Here is a 20,287-nt window from a genome sequence, read left to right on the forward strand (position 1 = left end):
AGGGAAACACTGATCAATGTACACGCTCGCGCTCGAGTCGCTTTTGCGTGCGAACAAGGCGCGGCGACCGCCGTGCAGTCATTCTGCACAAGGGAGCCGCAACGCCGTGCGCGCACAAAAGCGGCCGAGCCCCTACGGGGTTGGGCCCCGGGTTCCCCGATCCGGCGTTGCGCCGCTTGCGGGTAGAACCACTACCCGCAAGCGGCGCGCCTTGTCTCGGAAAACCCGGGGCACCAACGCGAGCGTGTACATTGATCAGTGTTTCCCTGGCAGAACCCGCGCGAACGCGGGTCCGTACAACGGTGGCACCCGAATCCCGGGTATGATGGCCCGGGATTCGGGTGGTACCCGAACGCATACACACCGGCTTCGCCGGCAGCCGAAAGGGTTCCGACTCGAGGCAGGAGATGGAATACAAGGACTACTACAAGATCCTGGGCGTGGACCGTAACGCCAGCCAGGACGACATCAAGAAGGCCTATCGCAAGCTGGCGCGCAAGTACCACCCCGACGTCAGTGACGACCCGGAGGCCGAGACGCGCATCAAGGAGGTCAACGAGGCCTACGAGGCCCTCGGGGACCCGGAAAAGCGCAAGGCCTACGACCAGCTGGGCGCCAACTGGCGCCAGGGGCAGGACTTCCGTCCGCCGCCGGGCTGGGACGGCTGGACCGGTGCGGGTGCCGGCGCGGGTGCCGGCGGCCGCGCACGGGGCGCCGGACCGGGTGCCGGCGGGGCCGATTTCGGCGGCTTCTCCGACTTCTTCGAGTCGATCTTTGGCGGCGGCGGCATGGGTGGCGGCGGTCGCCGGCGCGGCTTCGACGTGCGTGGTGCCGACCGCGAAGGCGCGGTGGAAGTGACCCTCGAACAGGCCATGCACGGCGCCGAGCTGTCGGTGACCGACCCGCGCGGACGCCCGCAGCGCGTGCGCATCCCCGCCGGCGCCAAAGACGGCTCGCGGGTCCGGGTACGCGGCCAGGGCGACCCGGGCGTGGGCAACGGCGCCCCGGGCGACCTGCTGCTGGAGATCCGCATCAAGCCGGACCCCAACTACCGGGTGGAAGGGCGCGACCTGTACCGCGATATCCCGATCACCCCGTGGGAGGCCGCGCTGGGCGCCACGATCGAGGCACCCACCCCGCACGGGGCGGTCAACCTGAAAGTGCCGAAGGGCTCGCAGTCGGGCAAGCAGGTGCGGCTCAAGGGCAAGGGACTGCCCGGCAAGACCCCTGGCGATCTGTACCTGCGGCTGATGATCCACGTGCCCCCGGAGGACGAAGCCGGCGACTGGTACGAAAAGATGGCGGAGTCATCCAGCTTCAACCCGCGCGAGCTGCTGGCCGGCTGATCCCGCTCGCGCGCGACGCGCGGGATTCAGCCGGGCGTGTTGCGCTCCACCCAGCGGCTGCTGCCGTCGGCCAGGCGCTCGCGTTTCCAGAACGGGGCCTCGTGCTTGAGCCGCTCCAGGATGTCGCTGCAGGCATCGCGGGCGGCCGCACGATGGGCCGACCAGGTCGCCACCAGCACCAGCGCATCGCCCGGCCGCACCTCGCCCACGCGGTGCGCAACATGCACGCCCAGCAGGGGCCAGCGCTGCTGCGCGGCCTCCACGATGCGCTCCAGCTCCTGCTCGGTCATGCCCGGATAATGCTCCAGGAACAGCCCGGTCACGGCATCGTCCTCGTTGAAATCGCGCATGCGGCCGACGAACACGCTGGCCGCCCCGCGGGCCTCGGCGGGGATGTCCTGCTCCGCCGCGCGCAGCGCGTCCCAGGGGTCGAAGTCCTCGTGATGGATCATCACCGTCATGCTCAGCCTCCGGTGACCGGCGGAAAGAAGGCCACCTCGTCGCCGTCGCGCACCGGGGTGTCCGGGCCCGCCCGGGACTGGTTGACCGCCGTCATCAGGCGCTGCGGCGGGGGTTCACCGTGCAGGTTTTCCCACAGACCGGCCACCGTGCACCCTTCGGCGGGCAGCTCGGCCTGCTCGCCATCGCGGCCCAGTTCCTCGCGCAGCCGCGCGAAATACAGCACTTTTACCGTCATACGGCCCCTACACGTGTGTCGCTCAAACAAGCATTATAGCCAGCATGAACAATTTCACTCATTTTGACTCTCAGGGCCACGCGCACATGGTGGATGTCGGCGACAAGGCCGTCTCCCACCGCGTGGCCATCGCCGAGGGCCGCATCCGCATGCAGCCGGAAACCCTGCAAAAGGTCCGCGAAGGCAATCATTCCAAAGGGGATGTTCTGGGCATTGCCCGCATCGCCGGTATCATGGGTGCCAAGAGAACGGGTGACCTGATCCCGCTGTGCCATCCCATCGGACTCAGCCGCGTGGCGGTCGAATTCGATCTGGAAGATGACGCGGTCGTGGCCCGGGCCACCTGCGAGGTGCATGCAGTCACCGGCGTGGAGATGGAGGCCCTGACCGCCGTCTCCACCGCCCTTCTGACCATCTACGATATGTGCAAGGCCGTGGACCGGGGCATGGTGCTGGAAACGGTCCGGCTTCTGGAAAAACACGGCGGTCGCAGCGGCAGCTGGAAGGCCCCCGACCCGCAAGGAGATTCCCGAACATGAAATGGATCAAGCGCCTGTTTGGCCTGATCGGCATCCTGATCCTCGTGGTGATCGTCGTCGCCGCGTATCTGCTGGTGACGTTCGACGCCAACGATTACAAGGAGCGCATCGAGGCCCAGGTGCACGAACAGACCGGGCGCGATCTGGAACTGGCCGGCGATGTCAGCCTGACGCTGTTCCCCACCCTCGGCCTGCGCCTGGAAGACGTGCGCTTCGGCAACGCCGAGGGCTTCGGCGACGAACCCTTCGCCGAGCTCGACGTGGTGGACGTGGCCGTCGCGGTCATGCCGCTGCTGCGCCGCGAGCTGGAAGTGCAACGGGTTGAAGGCGACGGCGTGCGCCTGAACCTGGCGCGCGACGAGGACGGCCGCAACAACTGGGACGACCTCGCTGCGCGCGCCGACGAAGCCCGCGACGAGGCCGTGACCGGCGACGAGGACGAAGAACGGACCGCCACCGAATCGCGCCTGGCCATGGAGCGGATCGATATCGCCGGCATCAGCCTGACCAACGCCCGCGTGGTGTGGGACGACCGCGAGACCGGGATGCGTGCCGTGCTGGACCCGTTCAGCCTGCAGGTGGGCCGCTTCCAGCCCGGCGTGGAGACCCGGCTGGAAATGTCCGCCGCGCTGGAGGCCGAGGGCGGCGCGCTGGAGCAGCCGCTCAGCACCACCATGGACCTGACCGGACTGGTCAACCTCGACCTGCTGAACAATCGCTATGCAGTGCGTCGCCTGGACCTGAACCTCGATGTGGAAGGCGGCCCGGTGCCGCAGCCGATGGCCGTCCTCTTCCGCAGCGACGTGGCGCTGGAGGTGGACGAAGACGACACCCGCCTGCGCATGGAGCGCCTGACGGTGGAGGCCTCCAGGGTAACCCTCACCGGGTTTGCCGAACTGGGCAACCTGCAGGGCGACCAGCCACAGATGCGTGGCGAACTGCGCTCCAACACCTTCAACCTGCGCTCGGTCATGGACGACCTGGGGCTGGAAGCCCCGGCCACCGCGGATCCGGATGCCCTGCAGCGGGTCGCATTCGACCTTTCCGCGGCCGGTACGCCGGGCAACCTGGAACTGTCGCCGTTCCTGTTCACCCTCGACGACACGACCCTCAGCGGTGACGCCACGCTGGACACCACCGGCGAGCGCCCGCATTTCGGTTTCGACCTGCGCGGCAACGAGCTCAACGTCGACCGCTACCTCCCGCCGGAGGTCGAAGAGGCGCGCACCGGCGAAGCCAACGGCGCCCCCGACGAGGAAGAAGCCGAGGAGCTGCGTATCGAACTGCCGATGGAAGCCCTGCGTTCCGTCGACGTGGACGGCAGCCTGGCCCTCGATGGTCGCCTGATCCTGATGGGCCTGGAGCTGCGCGACATCGCACTGGACATCCGGGCGCGCGGCGGCGACTGGGTGATCGACCCGCTGTCCGCCACCGGCTACGACGGCGAACTGACCAGCCGCATCCAGCTGGACGCCTCGGGCAGCCAGCCGCGCTACGGCCTCACCACCGACCTGACCGGCCTGGACATCGGCGCCCTGCTGGACGACCTGCAGGGTGACGACGCCATGCTGCTGGGCACCGGCAACCTCACGCTCGACATCACCACGCACGGCGAGGCGCTGTCCGACCTGCGGGCCAACCTCAACGGCGACGGCGACATGCGCTTCGAGGACGGCGCGGTGCGCGGCATCAATGTCGCCGACATCATCCGCCGCGCGGAGGCCCGCATCCGCGGCCGTGAATACGAGTCGGACGAGCCGCGGCAGACGGACTTCAGCGAGATCTCCGGCAGTTTCGACATCGAGAACGGCGTGGTCTCCAACAACGACCTGGAAGGCAACTCCCCGCTGCTGCGCGTCCGCGGCCAGGGCTCGGCCGACCTCAACGACGAGTCGCTGGACTACCGCGTGGACACGACCCTCGTCGGCACCCTGGAAGGCCAGGGCGGACGTTCGCTGGAAGACCTGCGCGGCGTCCGCCTGCCGATCCGCATCAGCGGCACGTTCGACGACCCCAGCTTCCGCCTCGACCTCGAGTCCATCCTGCGTGAACGCGCCGCCGAAGAGCTGGGCGTGGACGAGGACGAACTGCGTGACGAGGCCACCCGGCGCCTGATGGAGCGCCTCGGCCTCTCGCGCGACGAAGCGGACGAGGAAGAAGCAAACGACGAACAAGCCGAAGAAGCTGACGAAGACGAGGAAGACGAGGAAGACGAAGAGGCCGAACGCAGCCTCGAGCAGGAAGCGGAAGACCGCATGCGGGAACTCCTCGAGTAAACCGGGGAACCCGGGTCACCCGCACTCGTTCAACCCGACCGCGAACACCGACGCCCGGGCACATCGCCCCGGGCGTCGGCGCCTCCTCCCCCGCCATCATGCAACCCTTCGCCCAACGCCTGCTGGACTGGTTCGACCACCACGGCCGTCACGACCTCCCCTGGCAGCACCCGCGCACGCCCTACCGCGTATGGGTCTCCGAGATCATGCTGCAGCAGACCCGGGTCGAGACCGTCATCCCGTATTTCGAGCGTTTCACCGCGCGCTTCCCGGACGTGCAGAGCCTGGCCGCCGCCCCCGTGGACGACGTCCTCGCCCTGTGGGCCGGACTTGGCTACTACGCCCGCGCCCGCAACCTGCACCGCTGCGCCCGGACCATCGTGGAAGACCACGACGGCCACTTCCCGCGCGAACGCGTGGCGCTGGAGGTCCTGCCCGGCATCGGCCGCTCCACCGCCGCCGCCATCCTCGCTCAGGCACACGACGCCCCCGAGGCCATCCTCGACGGCAACGCCAAACGCGTGCTCGCTCGCCACGCCGCGGTGAACGGCTGGCCCGGCAGCACCACCAGCCAGAAGACCCTGTGGCGCGAGGCCGAGGCCCGCACCCCCGCCAGCCGCTGCGCCGACTACACCCAGGCGATCATGGATCTGGGCGCGCTGGTGTGCACCCGCAGCCGCCCCGACTGCGCCGCCTGTCCCGTGGCCGAAGACTGCGGCGCCCGCCTTCAGGACCGCACTGCCGAACTGCCGCACCCGCGGCCGAAGCGCCAACGCCCGACACGCACGCGCTGGGCCGCCCTGCTGCACGCCCCCGAAGGGATCTACCTGGAACAGCGCCCGCCCAGCGGCATCTGGGGCGGTCTGTACACCCTGCCCGAGGCCGAAGACCCGGAGCACCTGGAGGCCTGGGTGCGCAGCCACTGGCCACACGCCGAGGCGCTGGCAGGCGACGCACTGAGCCACGGCTTCAGCCACTACCAGCTCGACCTGCGCGTGCAGCGCTACCGGCTCCCGGCGGGTGAGTGCGGGATCATGGATGCCCCCGGGGTGATCTGGTATAAACCGGGCCAGTCGCGGCCGGCAGGCATCCCGGCCCCCATACAAGGCTTACTGCAAAGCGAAAAGGATTCCGGCCATGGCACGAACCGTTAACTGCGTAAAACTCGGCAAAGAGGCCGAAGGCCTGGACGTCCCGCCCTACCCGGGCGAGATGGGCAAGAAGATCTACCTCAACGTCTCCAAGGAAGCCTGGAACGCCTGGCTGAGCCACCAGACCATGCTCATCAACGAGTATCGCCTGACCCCGGTGGACCCCAAGGCGCGCAAGTTCCTGGAAGAGGAAATGGAGAAGTTCCTGTTCGGCGACGGCTCCGAAAAACCCGAAGGCTTCGTCGACCCCAACCAGTCCTGAAGCCGGCCCCGGGGCGCGCCCTTGACGTGAGCGCCCCGGACCGCTTTAATACTGCCCTTCGCCTCACGGCGAACCCCGCAACAAGTCAGTACTGGCCGGGTAGCTCAGTCGGTAGAGCAGGGGATTGAAAATCCCCGTGTCGGCGGTTCGATTCCGTCCCCGGCCACCATTTCCCTGTCCGCAGTCGTCCTCTCGCGTCCGCATGCCCCGTTCGGCGAGGGCCAGCGGCCCCATCAATCGCGCTCAATAGTGGTATCTGCAGGAGATGATGGTGATGGACGAACCGTCCACGGCATAGACCAGGCGATGGGTGTCATCAATACGGCGCGACCAGAAACCAGCCAGGTTCTCCTTGAGAGGTTCCGGCTTGCCAATGCCTTCCAGTGGTGACCGCTTCACATCCGCGATCAACTTGTTGATCCGCCTGAGGGTCTTCCGGTCCTGGGCTTGCCAGTAGATGTAGTCGTTCCATGCTTCGTCCGTCCAGCAAAGGAGCCGACTACTCATCCCCGTCTACCAGCTCACGCTCGGTGGCCTTTCCTGCCTTGTACTGCGCAATGGACTTGTTGAGATGCTCGGCATTCGCCGGGGAACGCAGAAGATGCACGGTCTCCATCAGGCTGTTGTAGTAATCCAGCGACATTACCACGGCGTCTTCCGAATCGCGGCGCGTAATCACCGTGGTGTCGGCATCATCGACCACGCCATCGAGTACGGCTTTGAGGCCGTTGCGAGCCTCAGTGAATGACACAATCTTCATGGAGCCCTCCTGTACAGTCACCCGTACAAGTATAGGGCGAGTAGCCCAAATGTACAATTTACGGGACAGGCCACGGCATCGACTCGCCGGGAAGCCCCGTTTGCACTGTGGCACCATCGATGCCATGAGCGTTCGTCGTATCCTGCGTATGGGGCACGCAGATTCGTCCAGGTCTTTCGATTCCGTCCCTGGCCACCATTCCTTCTCCCACGTTCCATCAGCTTCTGGGTGGTCTGACGCCTCCCTTGCGGCGAATCCCGAATCCCACTCGAAAGATGTCCGGAATGTTGATCCGGCCTTCTACGGTTCTGTAGAGCACCCCCAGTTCCTCGAGATCGTCGACCAGCAGTTCGATATCCGCCCTTCCTTCCGTTTCGGACGAAAAACGGCGCGGCGGCAGCTTCTCGCGCGAAACCTCGAGAACCCTCTGCAGGATTTCCTCCGACCATTGGCGGCGCAGATCGTCGACTTCCAGCGGCACGGTTGCACCCTGCAGGCCCGAAAGAAGCGGGGTGACCCACGGATAATCTTCTCGGCCCAGCTCCGCCACACGAGTCTTCGAGGCTTCGGCGACGCCGTGCTTGATCGCTTCATAGTGAAGCGGACAGGCGTGATCGGCATACTTTTCCCGGGTACGCAGGGCCGCCTCGCGCAGCGCCAGGAGCAGGCTTCGCGGGGCGATACGGCCGTGGGCATCCGCCAGATGCCCCGTAATCCAGGTATAGGTATAGCCTCGACGGCGGTTGGTTCCCATATACGGGCCAGCCAGATCCTCCAGCAACGGCCGTTGCAGCAACTCGCCGGCACGCACGGCTGGTGGCACCCGCCGTTCGCCCTGCGCATGTTCCCAGGACTCACCAGTGAGCTGCTGCGCCCGGGCGGCAAACACATCACCCGCCGCCCCGTTGGCAAGCAGGTGAAACAGCAACCCGTAGAGATCCACCGGGCGCCACGCAAGGTCGACCCGGTTATGCAGCAATTTGGAACTGTCGCGGAAACCGAATATGCCCCCGTCTTCTTCCATATCGGGCCGCAGAAAAAACTTCAGGCGGATGTTCGGATAGGGTCGACAAGCGAGCGCGACTTCAAGGGCGCCCCGAGTCAATGCGCGCACGGATTCCCAGCCGCCCCGGGCGATCGTATCGAGCGAGTCGAACACCAGCAGAAGGTATTGTTCTCTGCGCGTCAGTTCGCGACTGGCCGCAGCCAGCAACTCGGTGAAGGCCTCAGGGTCGGCCTGCGCCCACCGGGCCGCTTCCGTCGCACGGCCAAACGGCGCCTGCATGCCACAAACTTCGGCCAGTTGCCGTGCCAGCAACCCGCGCCATATGTGACGGGGCTCCAGCCCCTCGGCCAGAAGCTGCTCCAGGGTCTCCGCGTCGGGATGCTGACCCACGTGCGGATCCGTACTGAACCCGATCCGCACCACGGTGTTCTCCAGAGCCTTCGGCCCCCCCGACCCCACAAGACGCTGGCGGGTCGGTTGATCGAACAGGGCCGCCGTCCACACCGATTTGCCGGAACCCCGCATGCCGATCACGACCGTCGTGTCCAGACTCAGGGCACGGGTGTGGCTTTCCGGCACGTATAGCTCCCCCGGGCCGGGTGGCGTCAGGTTCTCCTGAGCGGAGACATCGGGCAATTCACACAACGCCGCCCGCAGGGCCTCCACTTCCGATTGCGTGCCGGTCACTCCTCACCCCTCCGGACACCGAGCTTCAGGCGCTCCCCGGCCACGCGGAAAAACTCGCCGTAGACCTTGTCCAGAACCTGGGCCACCGGCATCTCCGCAGGCATATTGAACGTGGCGCCTGACATCGATGTATCGGCGTACACCGGGATCGGCCAGTGCGGCATACCCTCGTCTTCCTCCTCCGGTGCAGACGGTCCGGCCTCGGCCTCTTCATCGTAGAGCCATTGCCAGGTCTCGTAGGAACGCTCCCGGATCGCGGCCTGTGCCTTCGGCGTGGACCCCGCCATGGCACCGACCGTGCTCAACCGCCAGCGCAGATCCGTATCCGGCATGTTGAACGTGATGGCGGGTGACCAGCGCAGGTGCCGGAACAGCTGTTCATAACCCGCCCATGTCGGCGGATCGTCCCGGGCGAACAGAAACGCATGTGCCCCCAGGCGGGTCACCGCCGCCGCGCCGATGTCGTGCATGCCGGCCCTCGCATCAAGCAACGCCACGTCGAACGGCTCAATGCGGTTGGCCGCAGTTTGCAAAAGCGCATGCACCGCCTCCGCGAACCCGTATTCCGCCCCGTCGACCCTGACCGACAGATACGCACGCCCCAGCTTGGCGACATAATCCCGAGTCCGGGAACCAAAGGCCGGAGCCAGCCGGATCTCCCCGGGCGTTCCGGGTGCCAGCTCGACGCTTCCCAGCATCCCTTCGAACAACTCGCGATCAGCCTGCCCCACTCGGCCCTCGACCAGCCAGTCCACCACGCCGTAATCCGGCCAGGGGGACGCAGCCTCGCGCCTCGGTCCCAGCAGGAGGTTCTGGACCCCGGGAGCCTCCAGGTCCAGGTCCACCACCAGCACCTTCATGCCCCGGCCCGCCAGATGATGAGCCCAGGCCGCCAGCGTGGTTGACCGTCCCACCCCACCCTTCAGGCTGAAGGCCACCGCCGTTGGCAGCGGGGGCTGGTCGGTGACGGGCGTTCGCAACCAGTCCTGGTTGTTCATCAGGCGGTCCACCAGACGAATTTCGAGGATGTCGTCACCGTCGAGCCCGACCCATTCCGGCGACTCGAATACTTCCTCCGGCATGAGCAGGTCGTCGCGCGTCTGCACGGCTTCGTCGGCACCGGGGGCAAACCGTCCGAGGCGCGCATTCAGGTCACCGGAGAGCTGCGCGCGCTCCGGCAGCTCTTCCGCGGACACGTTCACCGCCAGAGAGACCCGACCCAGCAAATCCCGAATGGCGTACACACACTTGAAGCGGGCCAGTCGTTCACACGCGAACGATTCCGCAATCTGGAGCGCATCGTGGAATCGAACCATCCATTACCCCCTGAACAGGCCAGTTGCCACCAACAAGCGGCGCGCCCCTTCGCAGTGCCGCTCCACGGCGGCCTTCGGCACCGCGCCGTCTGCCGCGTACCGCTGTTCGACATCCCAGTCCGCAAACCGCTCCTCGCCTGCCAGCTCTCCAGCAAGCCCCGGAAACTGGTTCCGGAATGCAGTCGCCTGAATCTTCCTCCACAGAACGTTGATGTGCTTGCAGTGCTGATCCTCACGAAAATACCCGGCCCTCTTCAGCGCCGATTTCAAGGCGCACTCGGCCGCAAGACCGTAGAGCTGGTCCGCGTTCTCCCACCGGCTCCGCTCGTCCAGCAAACGGGCATCTCCCCAGTGGCGGCGGGCTGCCTCGTCATAGTTCTCGTCCATGCATGCTCCACAAACCGGTTCCCTGAAAACCCCGACTTTGCCGCTTCCGGGACCGAACGGGAACCCCCGGCGTTCGGCTCGCCGGCACGTTGACCAGCCCACGTCCGTCCACAATGCGCTGAGCCACAAGCTCAGCAGACGAAATCGTACGGGTGTTGCGGTGGCTCGGCCGGGTGGATCCATGCGGAACGGCCCCGGCTCCACTGCCAGGCGGCCCATGCCGCGGCGCAGGCGGCAACCGAATGGTCGCTGGCATCGGCGAGATCGAGCACCCCGTTCAGACCCTGCCGATCCAGCCATGCCAGCAGTTGCCGTCGCGCGTCCGCCGCGTGCTTCATCGCCTTCAGGGTCTCGACCGAAGCCCCGCCCAGCGCCATGGCGACCGTGGGGTGCACCTCCGCCACGCGGGCATCCGGGCGCTCGGAGGCGAGCATGCGGCTGACCGCGACACCGCGCAGCGTCAGGTAGCTCATCCTCGGCGCGGAAGGCGCCATCACGGTGCCGGCCGACAGATCGCATTGCACCGCCAGGCGGCGCAGGGACTGATCGGACGTGCGACTGCCCCCGGTGGGCGAGTACGACAGCGGTGCGTCCAGCCCCACCACCGCCGCGGCCGGCACACGCTCCAGGATCGCCTGATCGTCCGCCCCCGCAAGCAGCTCCCGCAGCCGGAGCGCCCCGCCGCGCTCGGCGAAAACGGCCACGGACGTCTGCCCGGCACTCCCGGGCCCGGACAGATCCACCCCGACGATCCACTGCCCCATGCGGTCTCCTTTGGCCGGCTTCGAACGCGCCAGGCTGCGAACGTTCTTCTACGCTGTGGCACCATCGATGCCATGAGCGTTCGTCGTATCCTGCGTATGGGGCACCCCGACCTGCGTCGCGTCTGCCACCCGGTGGCCGATGGCGACTTCGACAGCGCCGGGCTGCGGGCCCTGGTGGACGACCTGGTGGACACCATGCACGCCAGCGAAGGGCTTGGCCTCGCCGCCGCCCAGATCGGTGACTCCCGGCGCGTGGCCGTGATCGAGATTCAGCCCGGCAACACGCGCTACCCCGATGCCGTACCCACCGGCCGCCTGGTGCTGGTGAACCCGGTAATCACCGTGCTGGACCCGACGCCGCAACGCTACTGGGAAGGCTGCCTGTCCGTGCCCGGCCTGCGCGGCGAAGTCGCCCGGCCGCGCCACATCGCCGTCGACTACCACGAGCCCGACGGCACGCCCCGCCACCTGGAACCCGAAGGCTTCCTCGCCACCGTGTTCCAGCACGAGATCGACCACCTCGACGGCACCCTGTTCATCGACCGGGTGACCGACACCACCCGGCTCGCCTTCCTCAAGGAATACCGCGAGTTCCACGCAGAAGCATAGGACTCACGCCCGGTGCAGCTTACGGCGCCGGGCGCTTTATGGCGTCAAAAAAAGGAGAGCTTATGCCGCAATACCCTCGACAATGAGATGGCTAACGTCGGTACGCTGGCTTGCATGTTCAAAGGTGATCGCGCAGACATTGCCGCTGGCATCCACATCCAGAATGGTGTTTTCGTCCAGGTCTTTCGATTCCGCAATGTCGCTGCTGCGGAACTCGATGTACAGAGTATCGCTGTCATCGAAATAGCTGACTTTCATGGCCGGAACCCCCGATCAAAGAATGCATTGTGAATCGTCTCGCCATCGTCCAGCAGAATCACCCGCAGGTACCGGCCTTCCATTGCCTCGATCCTGGCCCATCGCCTTATTCGGCCATCTGCCTGCACGTGCTCTCTCTCGGGATGCTGCACCACGTACTGGATCCATTCGTCCTTGATTCTCGCACGGTCCGGCCTGCCCCGAGTCGCCCGGAAGTATTTCGTGGTTTTCACAGATATTTTTCCTTTCCTGCATGAATCGCCGGCATCGTTCCCGTCAGGTAACCGAGGCGCCAGGCTGACTATCAGCCCCCCTCACTCGACGACACCCTGTTCATCGACCGGGTGACCGACACCACCCGCCTCGCCTTCCTCGACGAATACCGCGAGTTCCACGCAGAAGCATAAGGCTCACGGCCGGCACAGGCCCGGTCAGTCGTGCACGATGATGCGGGAGCCGGCGGCGTCGATGTCCACGCGGGAACTGGAGTAGTCGCAGGCCTTCGCGATGTCTTTCAGAGCCGGCATGTCATTGAGCTCCGCCAGACGATGCAGCAGGCTGCCGCCCTCGCAGTCACGCGGCATGCCGCCGTCGTCCAGCGTGCAGCCGAACTCGCCGCCATCCACCGACCAGTCCATGTCGGCCGGCATATTCAGCACCACCGGTTCCTCGTGCATCACCTGGAACTTCGCCCGCATGGCGTTCTTGCCGTTTTCCCAATCCAGGGCCGGCATGTTGTCTACGCTGCGCATGGTGTGCCTCCTTCGCGATTCCGCGAGGTCGCAACGGATTTACCGGAGCCTTTCCCTGCCCCTCTCCTTTGACGCTAGACCCGCCCCTCGCAACCGTCAAAGACGGGCCACCCATTCGGTGACGGCCGCCGCACCCTGCGCTCCCCGACCGGCGGCCCGCCCGGGCCCGCGGGTTCAGGCCTGCGCGGCCTCGCCGATGCGACGGAGGAAGGGAGACTGTGACGGGCCGGTGACGATCAGTTCGTCCATGGCCCGGGTCATGGCCACGTAGAGCAGGCGCGCCTCTTCGGCCTCGCGCTCCTCGGCGGTGTCCATCTCGCCCAGGCCGGTCAGGGCCACCACGGGGAACTCCAGGCCCTTGCTGGAGTGCATGGTCACCATCTTGACCGTGTCGGCCGGGGTGGCCGACTTCTGACGGTTGCGGTCCCCGAGGTTTTCCAGCGGGATGCCCGCACGCTCGAACACCGCGCGGATCTTGCCGGCGGCGGGCACGCGGCGGTGCAGCACGGCCATCTCGCTCCAGGGGCGGCCCTGTTCGTGCAGCCGCTTGAAGTGCCCGGCGATGTACTCGATCTCCTGCGGCTGGCCGGGCAGGGGGATGATCGCGGGCTCCGGGCCTTCGCGGCCCGCGCTCTCCGGCGGCACCAGCGGGATGCCGTCCTCCTCGGCCTCCTGCGGATCCAGCAGTTCGCGGGCGAAACGGGTGGCCAGGTCCAGCACCTGGCGGGTGTTGCGGTAATTCACGCGCAGGATGGTGGTGCGCCCGCGGGCCTCCACGCCCACGCTGGAGAAGCTGAACCGGCTCTGGCTGCGGCCGTAGATCGACTGGGCGTCGTCGTACAGCACGAGCACCGAGTTGGTGTCCGGATCGACCATCTGCGTGGCCAGCCGGAACCAGTGCGGTTCGAAATCGTGCCCCTCGTCGATCATCACCGCGCCGTACTGCCCGCCGGGGATCTGGCCCTGGTCGACGCCGTCGATCACCTGCTGCACCAGCTGGTCGAAGAAGGCCCGCTTGTCCGTGTTATTCGGCGGGGGCGGCACGTTGTAGGTACGCAGCTGCGCGTGGCACCAGCGGTGGAAGTTGTACACCGCCACCTGATCGCCCGCGCCCTTCTCAGCCAGGATGGCCTGCAGGCGGTCGGCCAGGGTGCGGTTGTAACACAGCACCAGGATCGGCTTGCGCAGCGCCCGCGCCAGATGCAGGCAGCGGTAGACCAGGATCAGCGTCTTGCCCGCCCCGGCCGCGCCATGGATCACCCGATGACCGGTGCCCAGGCTGCGGGCCAGCTGCTCCTGCTGCAGGTCCATCACCCGCATGAGGTCCGGGAGCACATCGGCCGGAGATTCGGTCTCGTCCGCGTCGGGCGCATCGTCGAACAGACTGCCCTGGCGGATGCGGATCTCGGGGAACAGGTGCCCGCGGATCCGGTCGATCTGCGGCAGCGACAACCGGTGCGGGAACTGCACAGTGAACATGTCCCACAGCCGCTTCTGGAAATCCTCCGGATCCTGGGACTCCGTCATCTCGTCGCGACAGATGACCCGATTGGCCGGAATCACCTCGCCCAGCTCCTGCTGCTCGAACTGCGCGCGGGTAATGTTGGCCAGCACCACCCCGTGCCCGAACGGCAGCATCAACCGCCCCTGCAGCGAAGATCCCGGCGGATGCACCAGCTGCGGATCGCGCTCCAGTGGCTTGATCACCTGATAGGCATATTGCCGCGCCTGCTCCAGCGGGTTGGGCACCACCTTCAGGCCCCGGTCCGTCAGGATGGTCGCCTCCTGGCGATCGATCTGCCGGATGGTCTCCAGCCGCCAGTCCTTCACCTCCAGGATCAGCAGACCCCGCTGCGGATGCAGCACGATGAAATCCGGATGCTCCGACCGCCCGCCCACCGGCACGTCGTACCAGCACAGGTAGTCATCCTCCAGGAAGTGCTCCAGTCGCCGCGCAAAGCGCTTCTCGCCCGACGTCATCCGCGGCAGGCAGCTGTTCAGCGAAGGTATCAGCGTGGTCATTCTCGAGACCCTACCTACAGATAACGCTGTGCTTAAGCCGCGTGGCTTTAGCCGCGTCCGGTGGAGGCCCGAAAGGCCGGAACGTACTTGAGCCTTGTTTACTTTCAGTGCTGTCACGAAAGGCGATTTCCCGAAATCCCTGCACTTGTTTCAGAATGGCGGTTGTCTTCCCTCGAATGTAGTTCCGCACTGCTGCAATGAGCTCCTCTCGACTGGCGCCAGGCTTACATCGTGGCTCCGGATTCCATCTATTCTTAAGGCTGAAGTTGCAGATTCTACATGCGAGCGCGATGTTGTCTTCCGAGTCGGAGCCCCCGGCAGACCTTGGAACGATATGATCCTTGTTCCACTCCTTATATGCTCGCACCGATCCCAGAAGATCGAGATCGCAATACTCACATTTAAAGTTTGCGCGCGCACTTATCCTCGCGTCTCTTTCTCCCCAGTCTCCGGTTGCCACAAGTTGCTCGACAATCGCGTCACGAGTCAAAACAGTTCCCCTTGAAAAGATAACGGTCGGCATGAGCCGCGGCAGCGAAGCCATAAGCTTCCCCTTCGGGTAGTGCGGCTCGATCGCCTCCACCAGCGCCGCCCAGGGCGTGATCGCGTCGATCTCGCCCAGAAACCGGTCGCGCCGCGTCTGCTTGCGCCGGGCGGCGTACCCGAGATCGGAAAACTGCGCTGCGACATGAACCATCACCTCGGGCAGGAAATCGGCGGCCATTATCCCAGAGCCGCGCACCGGGCGGGAGCGGCCGCGGACTAAATCAGCGTCTCCGTAACTGCTAGACCTCCCGGCATTTATAGTGGTCCGACCCCGTAGTGTTTCTAGTGTTTCGCAATGGATAATCCCACGTTAGTTAGTAATCTCCCAAGAAAATGATTGACCGTCATATATGACATCGACCGAGTATGTGAATTCACCATATGGCTCTTGGGTTTCGAGAACACCCTTGTATTCGTTGCCGCCCTTGTGTGTGAGTATGAGGCTCTCAATTTCAATCCGTTCTCCCTCAAATCTTTCTTCCATGTCGGATTTAACCTCTTCAGCGAGGTCCTCTGTTGAAAAGGAGCATGCTGCGAGCAAAGTTGCAAAAATGATTGCGGTTATAACTAACATCGGTTTTGGAATCGTCATTGTCATGTTTTCCTTCTTTATTAAAAACTGAATTCAGGGTTGAATTCAGGGCTGCCACCGAGAAATAACAGAAGCGAACAATGGCTTTCACTTCATCTATTGATCTCGTCAGTAAATATTTGCCTTTCAATAGCATCTTCTATTGCCGTATCTAATCGCTTGAGCAGCTCGAATAGCGACTCCCCAGGCCGTCTGACCAACATGGCCAAAGCTTGGTCCTCATCAGACGCACATGCAGCACAACGAACTGGGCCAGCCCTCCCAATGGAAACCTCTCCTGAGCCATCCATAAGGAGTTCAATATTCTCCAGTTTCATAACGGATAATCCGGCTCTCTAACTAAACATAACGTCCGGCATGAGCCGCGGCAACGATCCAGCCGTCGCGCTCTATGCCGTTCTTACACCGTCTCCATGGTCTACTCGCACGCATCCGTCTGCCGAGCCCCATAGGTTGCCTCGCTCTCGGTGTACCCATCGCCATAACTGGATGAAAGCTGGTCAATCAGACCTCGGCACGAAAAACCCTGTAATTTTAGGTACTGCTTAGCCGACCGTACCGCCTGCTCGTTCCAATCGACGTTCAGGCTATCCACTGCTACCGTCGCATCGGATCGGTTATAACTATCTCCGTACTCTGATGAGAGCTGCTGGATAAGCCCCTCTCGTGAGAATCCTTGCATGCTAAGATACTGATTCGCTGATCGAACGGCGTTCTTTTGGGGTCCAGTCAGACTTTCCGCCCATGTCGGCCCCGCAACAAGAACAACAGCAAGGAATACTACGTTGATGATTTTCATTGAACTCCCTCCATCGACAGGACATTCCGGTCTAACGCTGTAGCTCAACCGCGCCAGCTTGTCTGGCGTCGGTTGGAGCACTTCGTTAGACCCGGCTTATGACAGTTTCGGCTAAGCAGTCGAGTCTTCGGCGTCGGCATATGCCCTCTCCAGACACCCGATGTTCTTATTTAGGGGGGGCTTGGAAATCCGGAGGATCAGAGACTCAACATGCCTCGGATAATCGAGCCAGTTTGAACTACCAACATCGTACGCTGATATGTAGCGCACTATCTCAGAGCGCCGCGTCGGCTTGTTCTTGATGCCGGCAGGGAACGGAATGTGCACTTCTCGTCTAATTGCCTCATACGCCTCGGTTAGAAGGCAGGTCGCCTTCCCTATGTAAAGAAGACTGCCCATTGAGTCGTAGAAGGCGTATATGCCCGCGCGCTCTTCATGGCCTGCAAGTAGCTCCTTCAGCTGTGTTAGCACAGCCTTATGGGGATCAAAATCCGCAAACTCGATTACCACCCTAAACTGCGGCGTAAATAGTGTATGGACAAAGTACTCGACCGTGCTTCTGTTAGGCTTCACATCGCCAGCTAACCACTGTTCTATTTGACTGCTTGTGTAACCGGTATCGGCTGCAGCGTCTACAACGCTGCCGTTGTAGTACTCATCAATCAGATACCGGATCATGTTGTTGCGTGTCATGCTCCCCCCCCCCCGAACGGCTGACATCAAAAGTCTAACGCTGAACTAAGCTGCTCGAGCTTGCGAGCGTCGCCTTGAGTGACTGGTTATACGCCTCCAACACCGACGAATCCGCCACCACAACTCCCCCATTTTCACCCGGTCCCATTCTTCTTTCAGAATATCTTGGAATGCTTTCGTTAGCTCATCACGTCTGCGCTCATACTCGTTAAGCTTCAAATCCTTCCGTGCTGTATCAGTGAGATAAGACTCAAGGGATTTGGCCTCTTTCAGCAGATCCAAGTGCCCTTGCTCTCCTGGGTTGGTATATAGCCGAAGATAATTGCGCGCCCTACGGACCGGCCGAGTATCCTCTAAAACTGTTGAGCGTGCGCCAAAGGAGTGGCCGGACTCTGAGTTTGCAGAGGCTAAGTCAGATAACTTTTCGAGTTCATCCATGTACTCCGAAAATGCTTTCCGAATATCTTGAATCCACTTCTGTCGATATCCCGAAACAGTAGATGCGCGGCTAATTTTTTGTTGCAACCATCCGGAGAAAAGAACGATGAGTGCAGCAATAACGGAGCCTGCAAAAATCCAAGCTGAATCAGGCAACCCCTCCATCAAACCTCCTATGTCCTCGGACTCTGGGCGTATAACGTTTTGGTTAACCAGCGCGGGCGAAGAACGCGTCTGAGTTAAACCAATTGTTAAGTTGGCGTTACCAGCATGTATATCCATATCCCTTCGAATGCAATAAGAATTGCGTATGGGGAAAACTGAAGCCAGTACAAGGCTTCATAGTAAGCGGATTGATACCATTTAACTTTGTAGTAATTCGTCATATGACGTTTCGTGAAAAGGTAGTCAATCCGCGAGTGGTTTTCATAGGCCTGAAGGATATTATTGTACTCATTAACAAGCGCCTCATATTCTTCCTCGCTGCACCCTCCGTCTAATTTTCCATGGACCTTCCTAGCTAGCGCATTGAGAACCATTCCGCATTTATGTATTCGATCTGCACGAACCGCAAAGTTGCTCATGTTAAGCATTATGGAAATAGTAAGAATGACGATCGCGAGAAGAACCTGAATGAAGCCTATATAATTCTCCGAAAACCGTGCTTGCAGGCCAAAAGTTTGAATTAGCGGAATAACAATTAGCCCAACTGAGAAAAACGCTATCGTCCACAGCGATGCGGCATGATGCTTCTTCAATCGGTCGTGTGCGAAAAACCGACTACATGCCGTTTTCTGTACTCGATCGTACAGCTCTTCAACATGATCTTCCTTTTGCACACTCACTCCTTCAGCACTTAACGAATGCATAACCGGCTGCTCAAAGCTGCAAAGCGAAGCGGCGCAGCTTTGAGCAGTCCGAGTTAACGCGGTTGTTAAGTTCCTGGCTTCAATGCCTCAATTTCTGCAGACACGACATAGTTGGAAATATCAGCCCCCGGAGCCCACCCGCTGATGAATGACTTGCTTTTATCTTTCGGAACAACACGAGCGTTGATGAACCCCGCTTCTGTCAGCATATCCTCCACCGCAGATACCATCGACGCTCCGGCCATGCAACCTGTGTACAGCGCCATATCTTTCCGAACCTCTTCTGGCATTTCGGCAAAAGCAACCACATCCGAAATAGCCAACCTTCCACCGGGCCTTAGAGCGCGGTAAGCCTCAGAAAACACACGGGGCTTATCTGGCGACAAGTTGATAACACAGTTGGATATGATCACATCTACACTGGCATCTGCCACTGGCAAATGCTCGATCTCTCCAAGGCGGAACTCTACATTGCTGTAGCCGCCTTTTTTCGCATTTTCTCTCGCCTTGGTGATCATTTCAGGCGTCATGTCCACACCAATGACATGCCCCCTATCACCCACCTGACGAGCCGCAAGAAAACAGTCGAATCCACCACCGCTACCCAAATCAAGAATAATTTCGCCTTCCTTGAGTACGGCAATAGCCTGCGGGTTGCCACAGCCAAGCCCCATGTTTGCTCCTTGGGGAATGGACATAACGTCTTCAACGCTGTAGCCAAGACCTTGTGAAATGCCCTCAGCACTTGGCAGAGAGGCATCACAGCAGGTTGTACCACAACCGCAACCCGCGCTCTCGCTAGTGGCTACCTGTCCATATTGGCGGCGAACGGCTTGGCGAATCTCATCATGCTTCACATCACTCATCAGTCTCTCCTGTCGTTTGGGTTCCGACGCTTGTTGCGTCATACCCATATAGACGGAGACTTGGCGAAAAAGACGCAAAACCTATGAACATTCTTCATTGCAGCGCTTGTCGCGCGGCTCGTAGCTAACGATGCCGTGTTGGCCGGTTTCGATCACGCAGCAGTCATGCAAGCGCTGCCGCAACTGCTCACGACCACGCTGGACCCTTGATTTTGCACCTGAGTAGGAGATCCCCAGATGCACTGCCACCTCTTTTTGCGACAGGCCATTGAGTTCGGACAGCGTAAGGGCCTCCCTGTATGTCTCTGGAAGATCGTCAATGAGGGGCTGGAGGCAAGTCGCAAGTTCTGCTACGGGGTCGCGTTTATGCTCCGGCGCAGCCAATCCTTCGGGTAACTCCGACCAAGATTTCTGCGAGCGATAGTGGTCGGCGATAACATTCGCTGCGATCCGGTACAACCATGACGCAACGCTACCGCGTACCTTCAGAGAATGAAGGTTCTCATACGCCTTGAGAAACACCTCCTGAAGGATATCGTCTACCACGTCCGGTTCGCGAACCCGCCTAGCCACATACCCGCGTAACCGCGACTTATGCTCGTTCCATATGTGAGATATCGAAGTCATGGTTTAGTAACTTAACGTTTAGCGT

General features: G+C 62.5%; 26 protein-coding genes, 1 tRNA gene and 2 pseudogenes. 8 read left to right on the plus strand and 21 right to left on the minus strand.

Annotation, left to right across the window (positions count from 1 at the left end; all coding sequences use genetic code 11):
• The first annotated feature begins 407 nt into the window (after positions 1-407).
• Positions 408-1,346 (plus strand): DnaJ C-terminal domain-containing protein, encoded by a 939-nt coding sequence (locus G020_RS0109405; protein ID WP_024329422.1) that lies wholly within the window; start codon positions 408-410, stop codon positions 1,344-1,346.
• 26 nt (positions 1,347-1,372) lie between these two features.
• Here G020_RS0109405 and G020_RS0109410 read toward each other — a convergent pair whose 3' ends face one another.
• Positions 1,373-1,807 carry a molybdenum cofactor biosynthesis protein MoaE gene (locus G020_RS0109410; RefSeq protein ID WP_024329423.1) on the minus strand — a complete coding sequence of 145 codons (435 nt, stop codon included), beginning with the start codon at positions 1,805-1,807 and terminating at the stop codon, positions 1,373-1,375.
• A 2-nt stretch (positions 1,808-1,809) separates the two neighbouring features.
• Complete coding sequence (gene moaD, locus G020_RS0109415) at positions 1,810-2,043, minus strand: molybdopterin converting factor subunit 1 (RefSeq protein ID WP_024329424.1); 234 nt, start codon at positions 2,041-2,043, stop codon at positions 1,810-1,812.
• 44 nt (positions 2,044-2,087) lie between these two features.
• Between moaD and moaC the strand changes: the two genes are divergently transcribed.
• The 5 genes from moaC (at position 2,088) to G020_RS0109440 (ending at position 6,440) form a co-directional block, all read left to right on the plus strand.
• Complete coding sequence (moaC, locus tag G020_RS0109420; protein ID WP_018947156.1) at positions 2,088-2,582, plus strand: cyclic pyranopterin monophosphate synthase MoaC; 495 nt, start codon at positions 2,088-2,090, stop codon at positions 2,580-2,582.
• The gene (locus tag G020_RS0109425) at positions 2,579-4,858 is read left to right on the plus strand and encodes an AsmA family protein (RefSeq protein WP_024329425.1); all 2,280 of its coding nucleotides are present in this window, start codon (positions 2,579-2,581) and stop codon (positions 4,856-4,858) included. Before moaC ends, G020_RS0109425 begins: the two co-directional genes overlap by 4 nt.
• 98 nt (positions 4,859-4,956) lie before the next feature.
• Positions 4,957-6,012, plus strand: a complete 1,056-nt coding sequence (gene mutY, locus G020_RS0109430; protein WP_024329426.1) for an A/G-specific adenine glycosylase — start codon at positions 4,957-4,959, stop codon at positions 6,010-6,012.
• Positions 5,996-6,271, plus strand: a complete 276-nt coding sequence (locus G020_RS0109435) for an oxidative damage protection protein (RefSeq protein ID WP_018947159.1) — start codon at positions 5,996-5,998, stop codon at positions 6,269-6,271. Before mutY ends, G020_RS0109435 begins: the two co-directional genes overlap by 17 nt.
• Before the next feature lie 93 nt (positions 6,272-6,364).
• Positions 6,365-6,440 (plus strand) — tRNA-Phe (locus tag G020_RS0109440).
• A gap of 74 nt (positions 6,441-6,514) precedes the next feature.
• Here G020_RS0109440 and G020_RS0109445 read toward each other — a convergent pair.
• The 6 genes from G020_RS0109445 to G020_RS0109470 all read right to left on the minus strand — a co-directional run bounded on the left by G020_RS0109445 (position 6,515) and on the right by G020_RS0109470 (position 11,191).
• Positions 6,515-6,778, minus strand: coding sequence for a Txe/YoeB family addiction module toxin (locus G020_RS0109445; RefSeq protein WP_018947160.1), 264 nt, complete (start codon positions 6,776-6,778; stop codon positions 6,515-6,517).
• Positions 6,771-7,031: a type II toxin-antitoxin system Phd/YefM family antitoxin gene (locus tag G020_RS0109450; RefSeq protein WP_018868998.1), complete on the minus strand. Its 261-nt coding sequence runs from the start codon at positions 7,029-7,031 to the stop codon at positions 6,771-6,773. Before G020_RS0109450 ends, G020_RS0109445 begins: the two co-directional genes overlap by 8 nt.
• A gap of 217 nt (positions 7,032-7,248) precedes the next feature.
• Positions 7,249-8,724 (minus strand): ATP-binding protein, encoded by a 1,476-nt coding sequence (locus G020_RS0109455; RefSeq protein WP_024329427.1) that lies wholly within the window; start codon positions 8,722-8,724, stop codon positions 7,249-7,251.
• Positions 8,721-10,040, minus strand: coding sequence for a KGGVGR-motif variant AAA ATPase (locus tag G020_RS14795; protein WP_024329428.1), 1,320 nt, complete (start codon positions 10,038-10,040; stop codon positions 8,721-8,723). The genes G020_RS0109455 and G020_RS14795 overlap by 4 nt, the downstream gene beginning before the upstream one ends.
• A gap of 3 nt (positions 10,041-10,043) precedes the next feature.
• Positions 10,044-10,427 carry a hypothetical protein gene (locus G020_RS14800; RefSeq protein WP_024329429.1) on the minus strand — a complete coding sequence of 128 codons (384 nt, stop codon included), beginning with the start codon at positions 10,425-10,427 and terminating at the stop codon, positions 10,044-10,046.
• A gap of 131 nt (positions 10,428-10,558) precedes the next feature.
• Positions 10,559-11,191 (minus strand): DUF429 domain-containing protein, encoded by a 633-nt coding sequence (locus tag G020_RS0109470; RefSeq protein WP_024329430.1) that lies wholly within the window; start codon positions 11,189-11,191, stop codon positions 10,559-10,561.
• Between the two features lie 72 nt (positions 11,192-11,263).
• Between G020_RS0109470 and def the strand changes: the two genes are divergently transcribed.
• Entirely contained in the window at positions 11,264-11,800 is a 537-nt protein-coding gene (gene def / locus G020_RS0109475) for a peptide deformylase (protein WP_029681275.1), read from the plus strand.
• Positions 11,801-11,860: 60 nt separating this feature from the next.
• Here def and G020_RS0109480 read toward each other — a convergent pair whose 3' ends face one another.
• Entirely contained in the window at positions 11,861-12,058 is a 198-nt protein-coding gene (locus G020_RS0109480; protein ID WP_019570592.1) for a DUF2283 domain-containing protein, read from the minus strand.
• The gene (locus G020_RS0109485) at positions 12,055-12,291 is read right to left on the minus strand and encodes a hypothetical protein (RefSeq protein ID WP_019570591.1); all 237 of its coding nucleotides are present in this window, start codon (positions 12,289-12,291) and stop codon (positions 12,055-12,057) included. The genes G020_RS0109480 and G020_RS0109485 overlap by 4 nt, the downstream gene beginning before the upstream one ends.
• 84 nt (positions 12,292-12,375) lie before the next feature.
• On the opposite strand from G020_RS0109485, the pseudogene G020_RS15280 reads away from it, so the two are divergent.
• Positions 12,376-12,465: pseudogene (locus G020_RS15280) on the plus strand (peptide deformylase); the annotation flags it as partial.
• 24 nt (positions 12,466-12,489) lie between these two features.
• On the opposite strand, the gene G020_RS0109490 reads toward G020_RS15280, so the two are convergent.
• The 11 genes and pseudogenes from G020_RS0109490 to sigZ form a co-directional block, all read right to left on the minus strand.
• Positions 12,490-12,810 (minus strand): hypothetical protein, encoded by a 321-nt coding sequence (locus tag G020_RS0109490; protein ID WP_024329432.1) that lies wholly within the window; start codon positions 12,808-12,810, stop codon positions 12,490-12,492.
• A 174-nt stretch (positions 12,811-12,984) separates the two neighbouring features.
• Positions 12,985-14,790, minus strand: coding sequence for a DEAD/DEAH box helicase (locus G020_RS0109495; RefSeq protein ID WP_024329433.1), 1,806 nt, complete (start codon positions 14,788-14,790; stop codon positions 12,985-12,987).
• A 52-nt stretch (positions 14,791-14,842) separates the two neighbouring features.
• Positions 14,843-15,376 (minus strand): HNH endonuclease, encoded by a 534-nt coding sequence (locus G020_RS14990; RefSeq protein WP_369774079.1) that lies wholly within the window; start codon positions 15,374-15,376, stop codon positions 14,843-14,845.
• A gap of 3 nt (positions 15,377-15,379) precedes the next feature.
• Positions 15,380-15,522: pseudogene (locus tag G020_RS15520) on the minus strand (IS5/IS1182 family transposase); the annotation flags it as partial.
• 166 nt (positions 15,523-15,688) lie between these two features.
• Complete coding sequence (locus G020_RS15285; RefSeq protein WP_156002738.1) at positions 15,689-15,976, minus strand: hypothetical protein; 288 nt, start codon at positions 15,974-15,976, stop codon at positions 15,689-15,691.
• Between the two features lie 412 nt (positions 15,977-16,388).
• Positions 16,389-16,769, minus strand: a complete 381-nt coding sequence (locus G020_RS15000) for an Ltp family lipoprotein (protein ID WP_081647411.1) — start codon at positions 16,767-16,769, stop codon at positions 16,389-16,391.
• Between the two features lie 111 nt (positions 16,770-16,880).
• Entirely contained in the window at positions 16,881-17,462 is a 582-nt protein-coding gene (locus G020_RS0109505) for a hypothetical protein (RefSeq protein WP_029681276.1), read from the minus strand.
• Between the two features lie 45 nt (positions 17,463-17,507).
• Positions 17,508-18,065, minus strand: a complete 558-nt coding sequence (locus G020_RS15290; protein ID WP_156002741.1) for a hypothetical protein — start codon at positions 18,063-18,065, stop codon at positions 17,508-17,510.
• Between the two features lie 86 nt (positions 18,066-18,151).
• The gene (locus tag G020_RS15295; protein ID WP_196800312.1) at positions 18,152-18,739 is read right to left on the minus strand and encodes an SLATT domain-containing protein; all 588 of its coding nucleotides are present in this window, start codon (positions 18,737-18,739) and stop codon (positions 18,152-18,154) included.
• A gap of 95 nt (positions 18,740-18,834) precedes the next feature.
• Complete coding sequence (locus G020_RS14805; RefSeq protein WP_051130338.1) at positions 18,835-19,635, minus strand: arsenite methyltransferase; 801 nt, start codon at positions 19,633-19,635, stop codon at positions 18,835-18,837.
• 81 nt (positions 19,636-19,716) lie between these two features.
• A complete protein-coding gene (sigZ, locus tag G020_RS14810; RefSeq protein WP_051130339.1) occupies positions 19,717-20,262 on the minus strand; it encodes an RNA polymerase sigma factor SigZ in 546 nt (181 codons plus the stop codon).
• Positions 20,263-20,287: the final 25 nt, after the last annotated feature.

It is taken from the genome of Thioalkalivibrio sp. ALR17-21, assembly GCF_000420185.1.
Classification (GTDB): domain Bacteria; phylum Pseudomonadota; class Gammaproteobacteria; order Ectothiorhodospirales; family Ectothiorhodospiraceae; genus Thioalkalivibrio; species Thioalkalivibrio halophilus.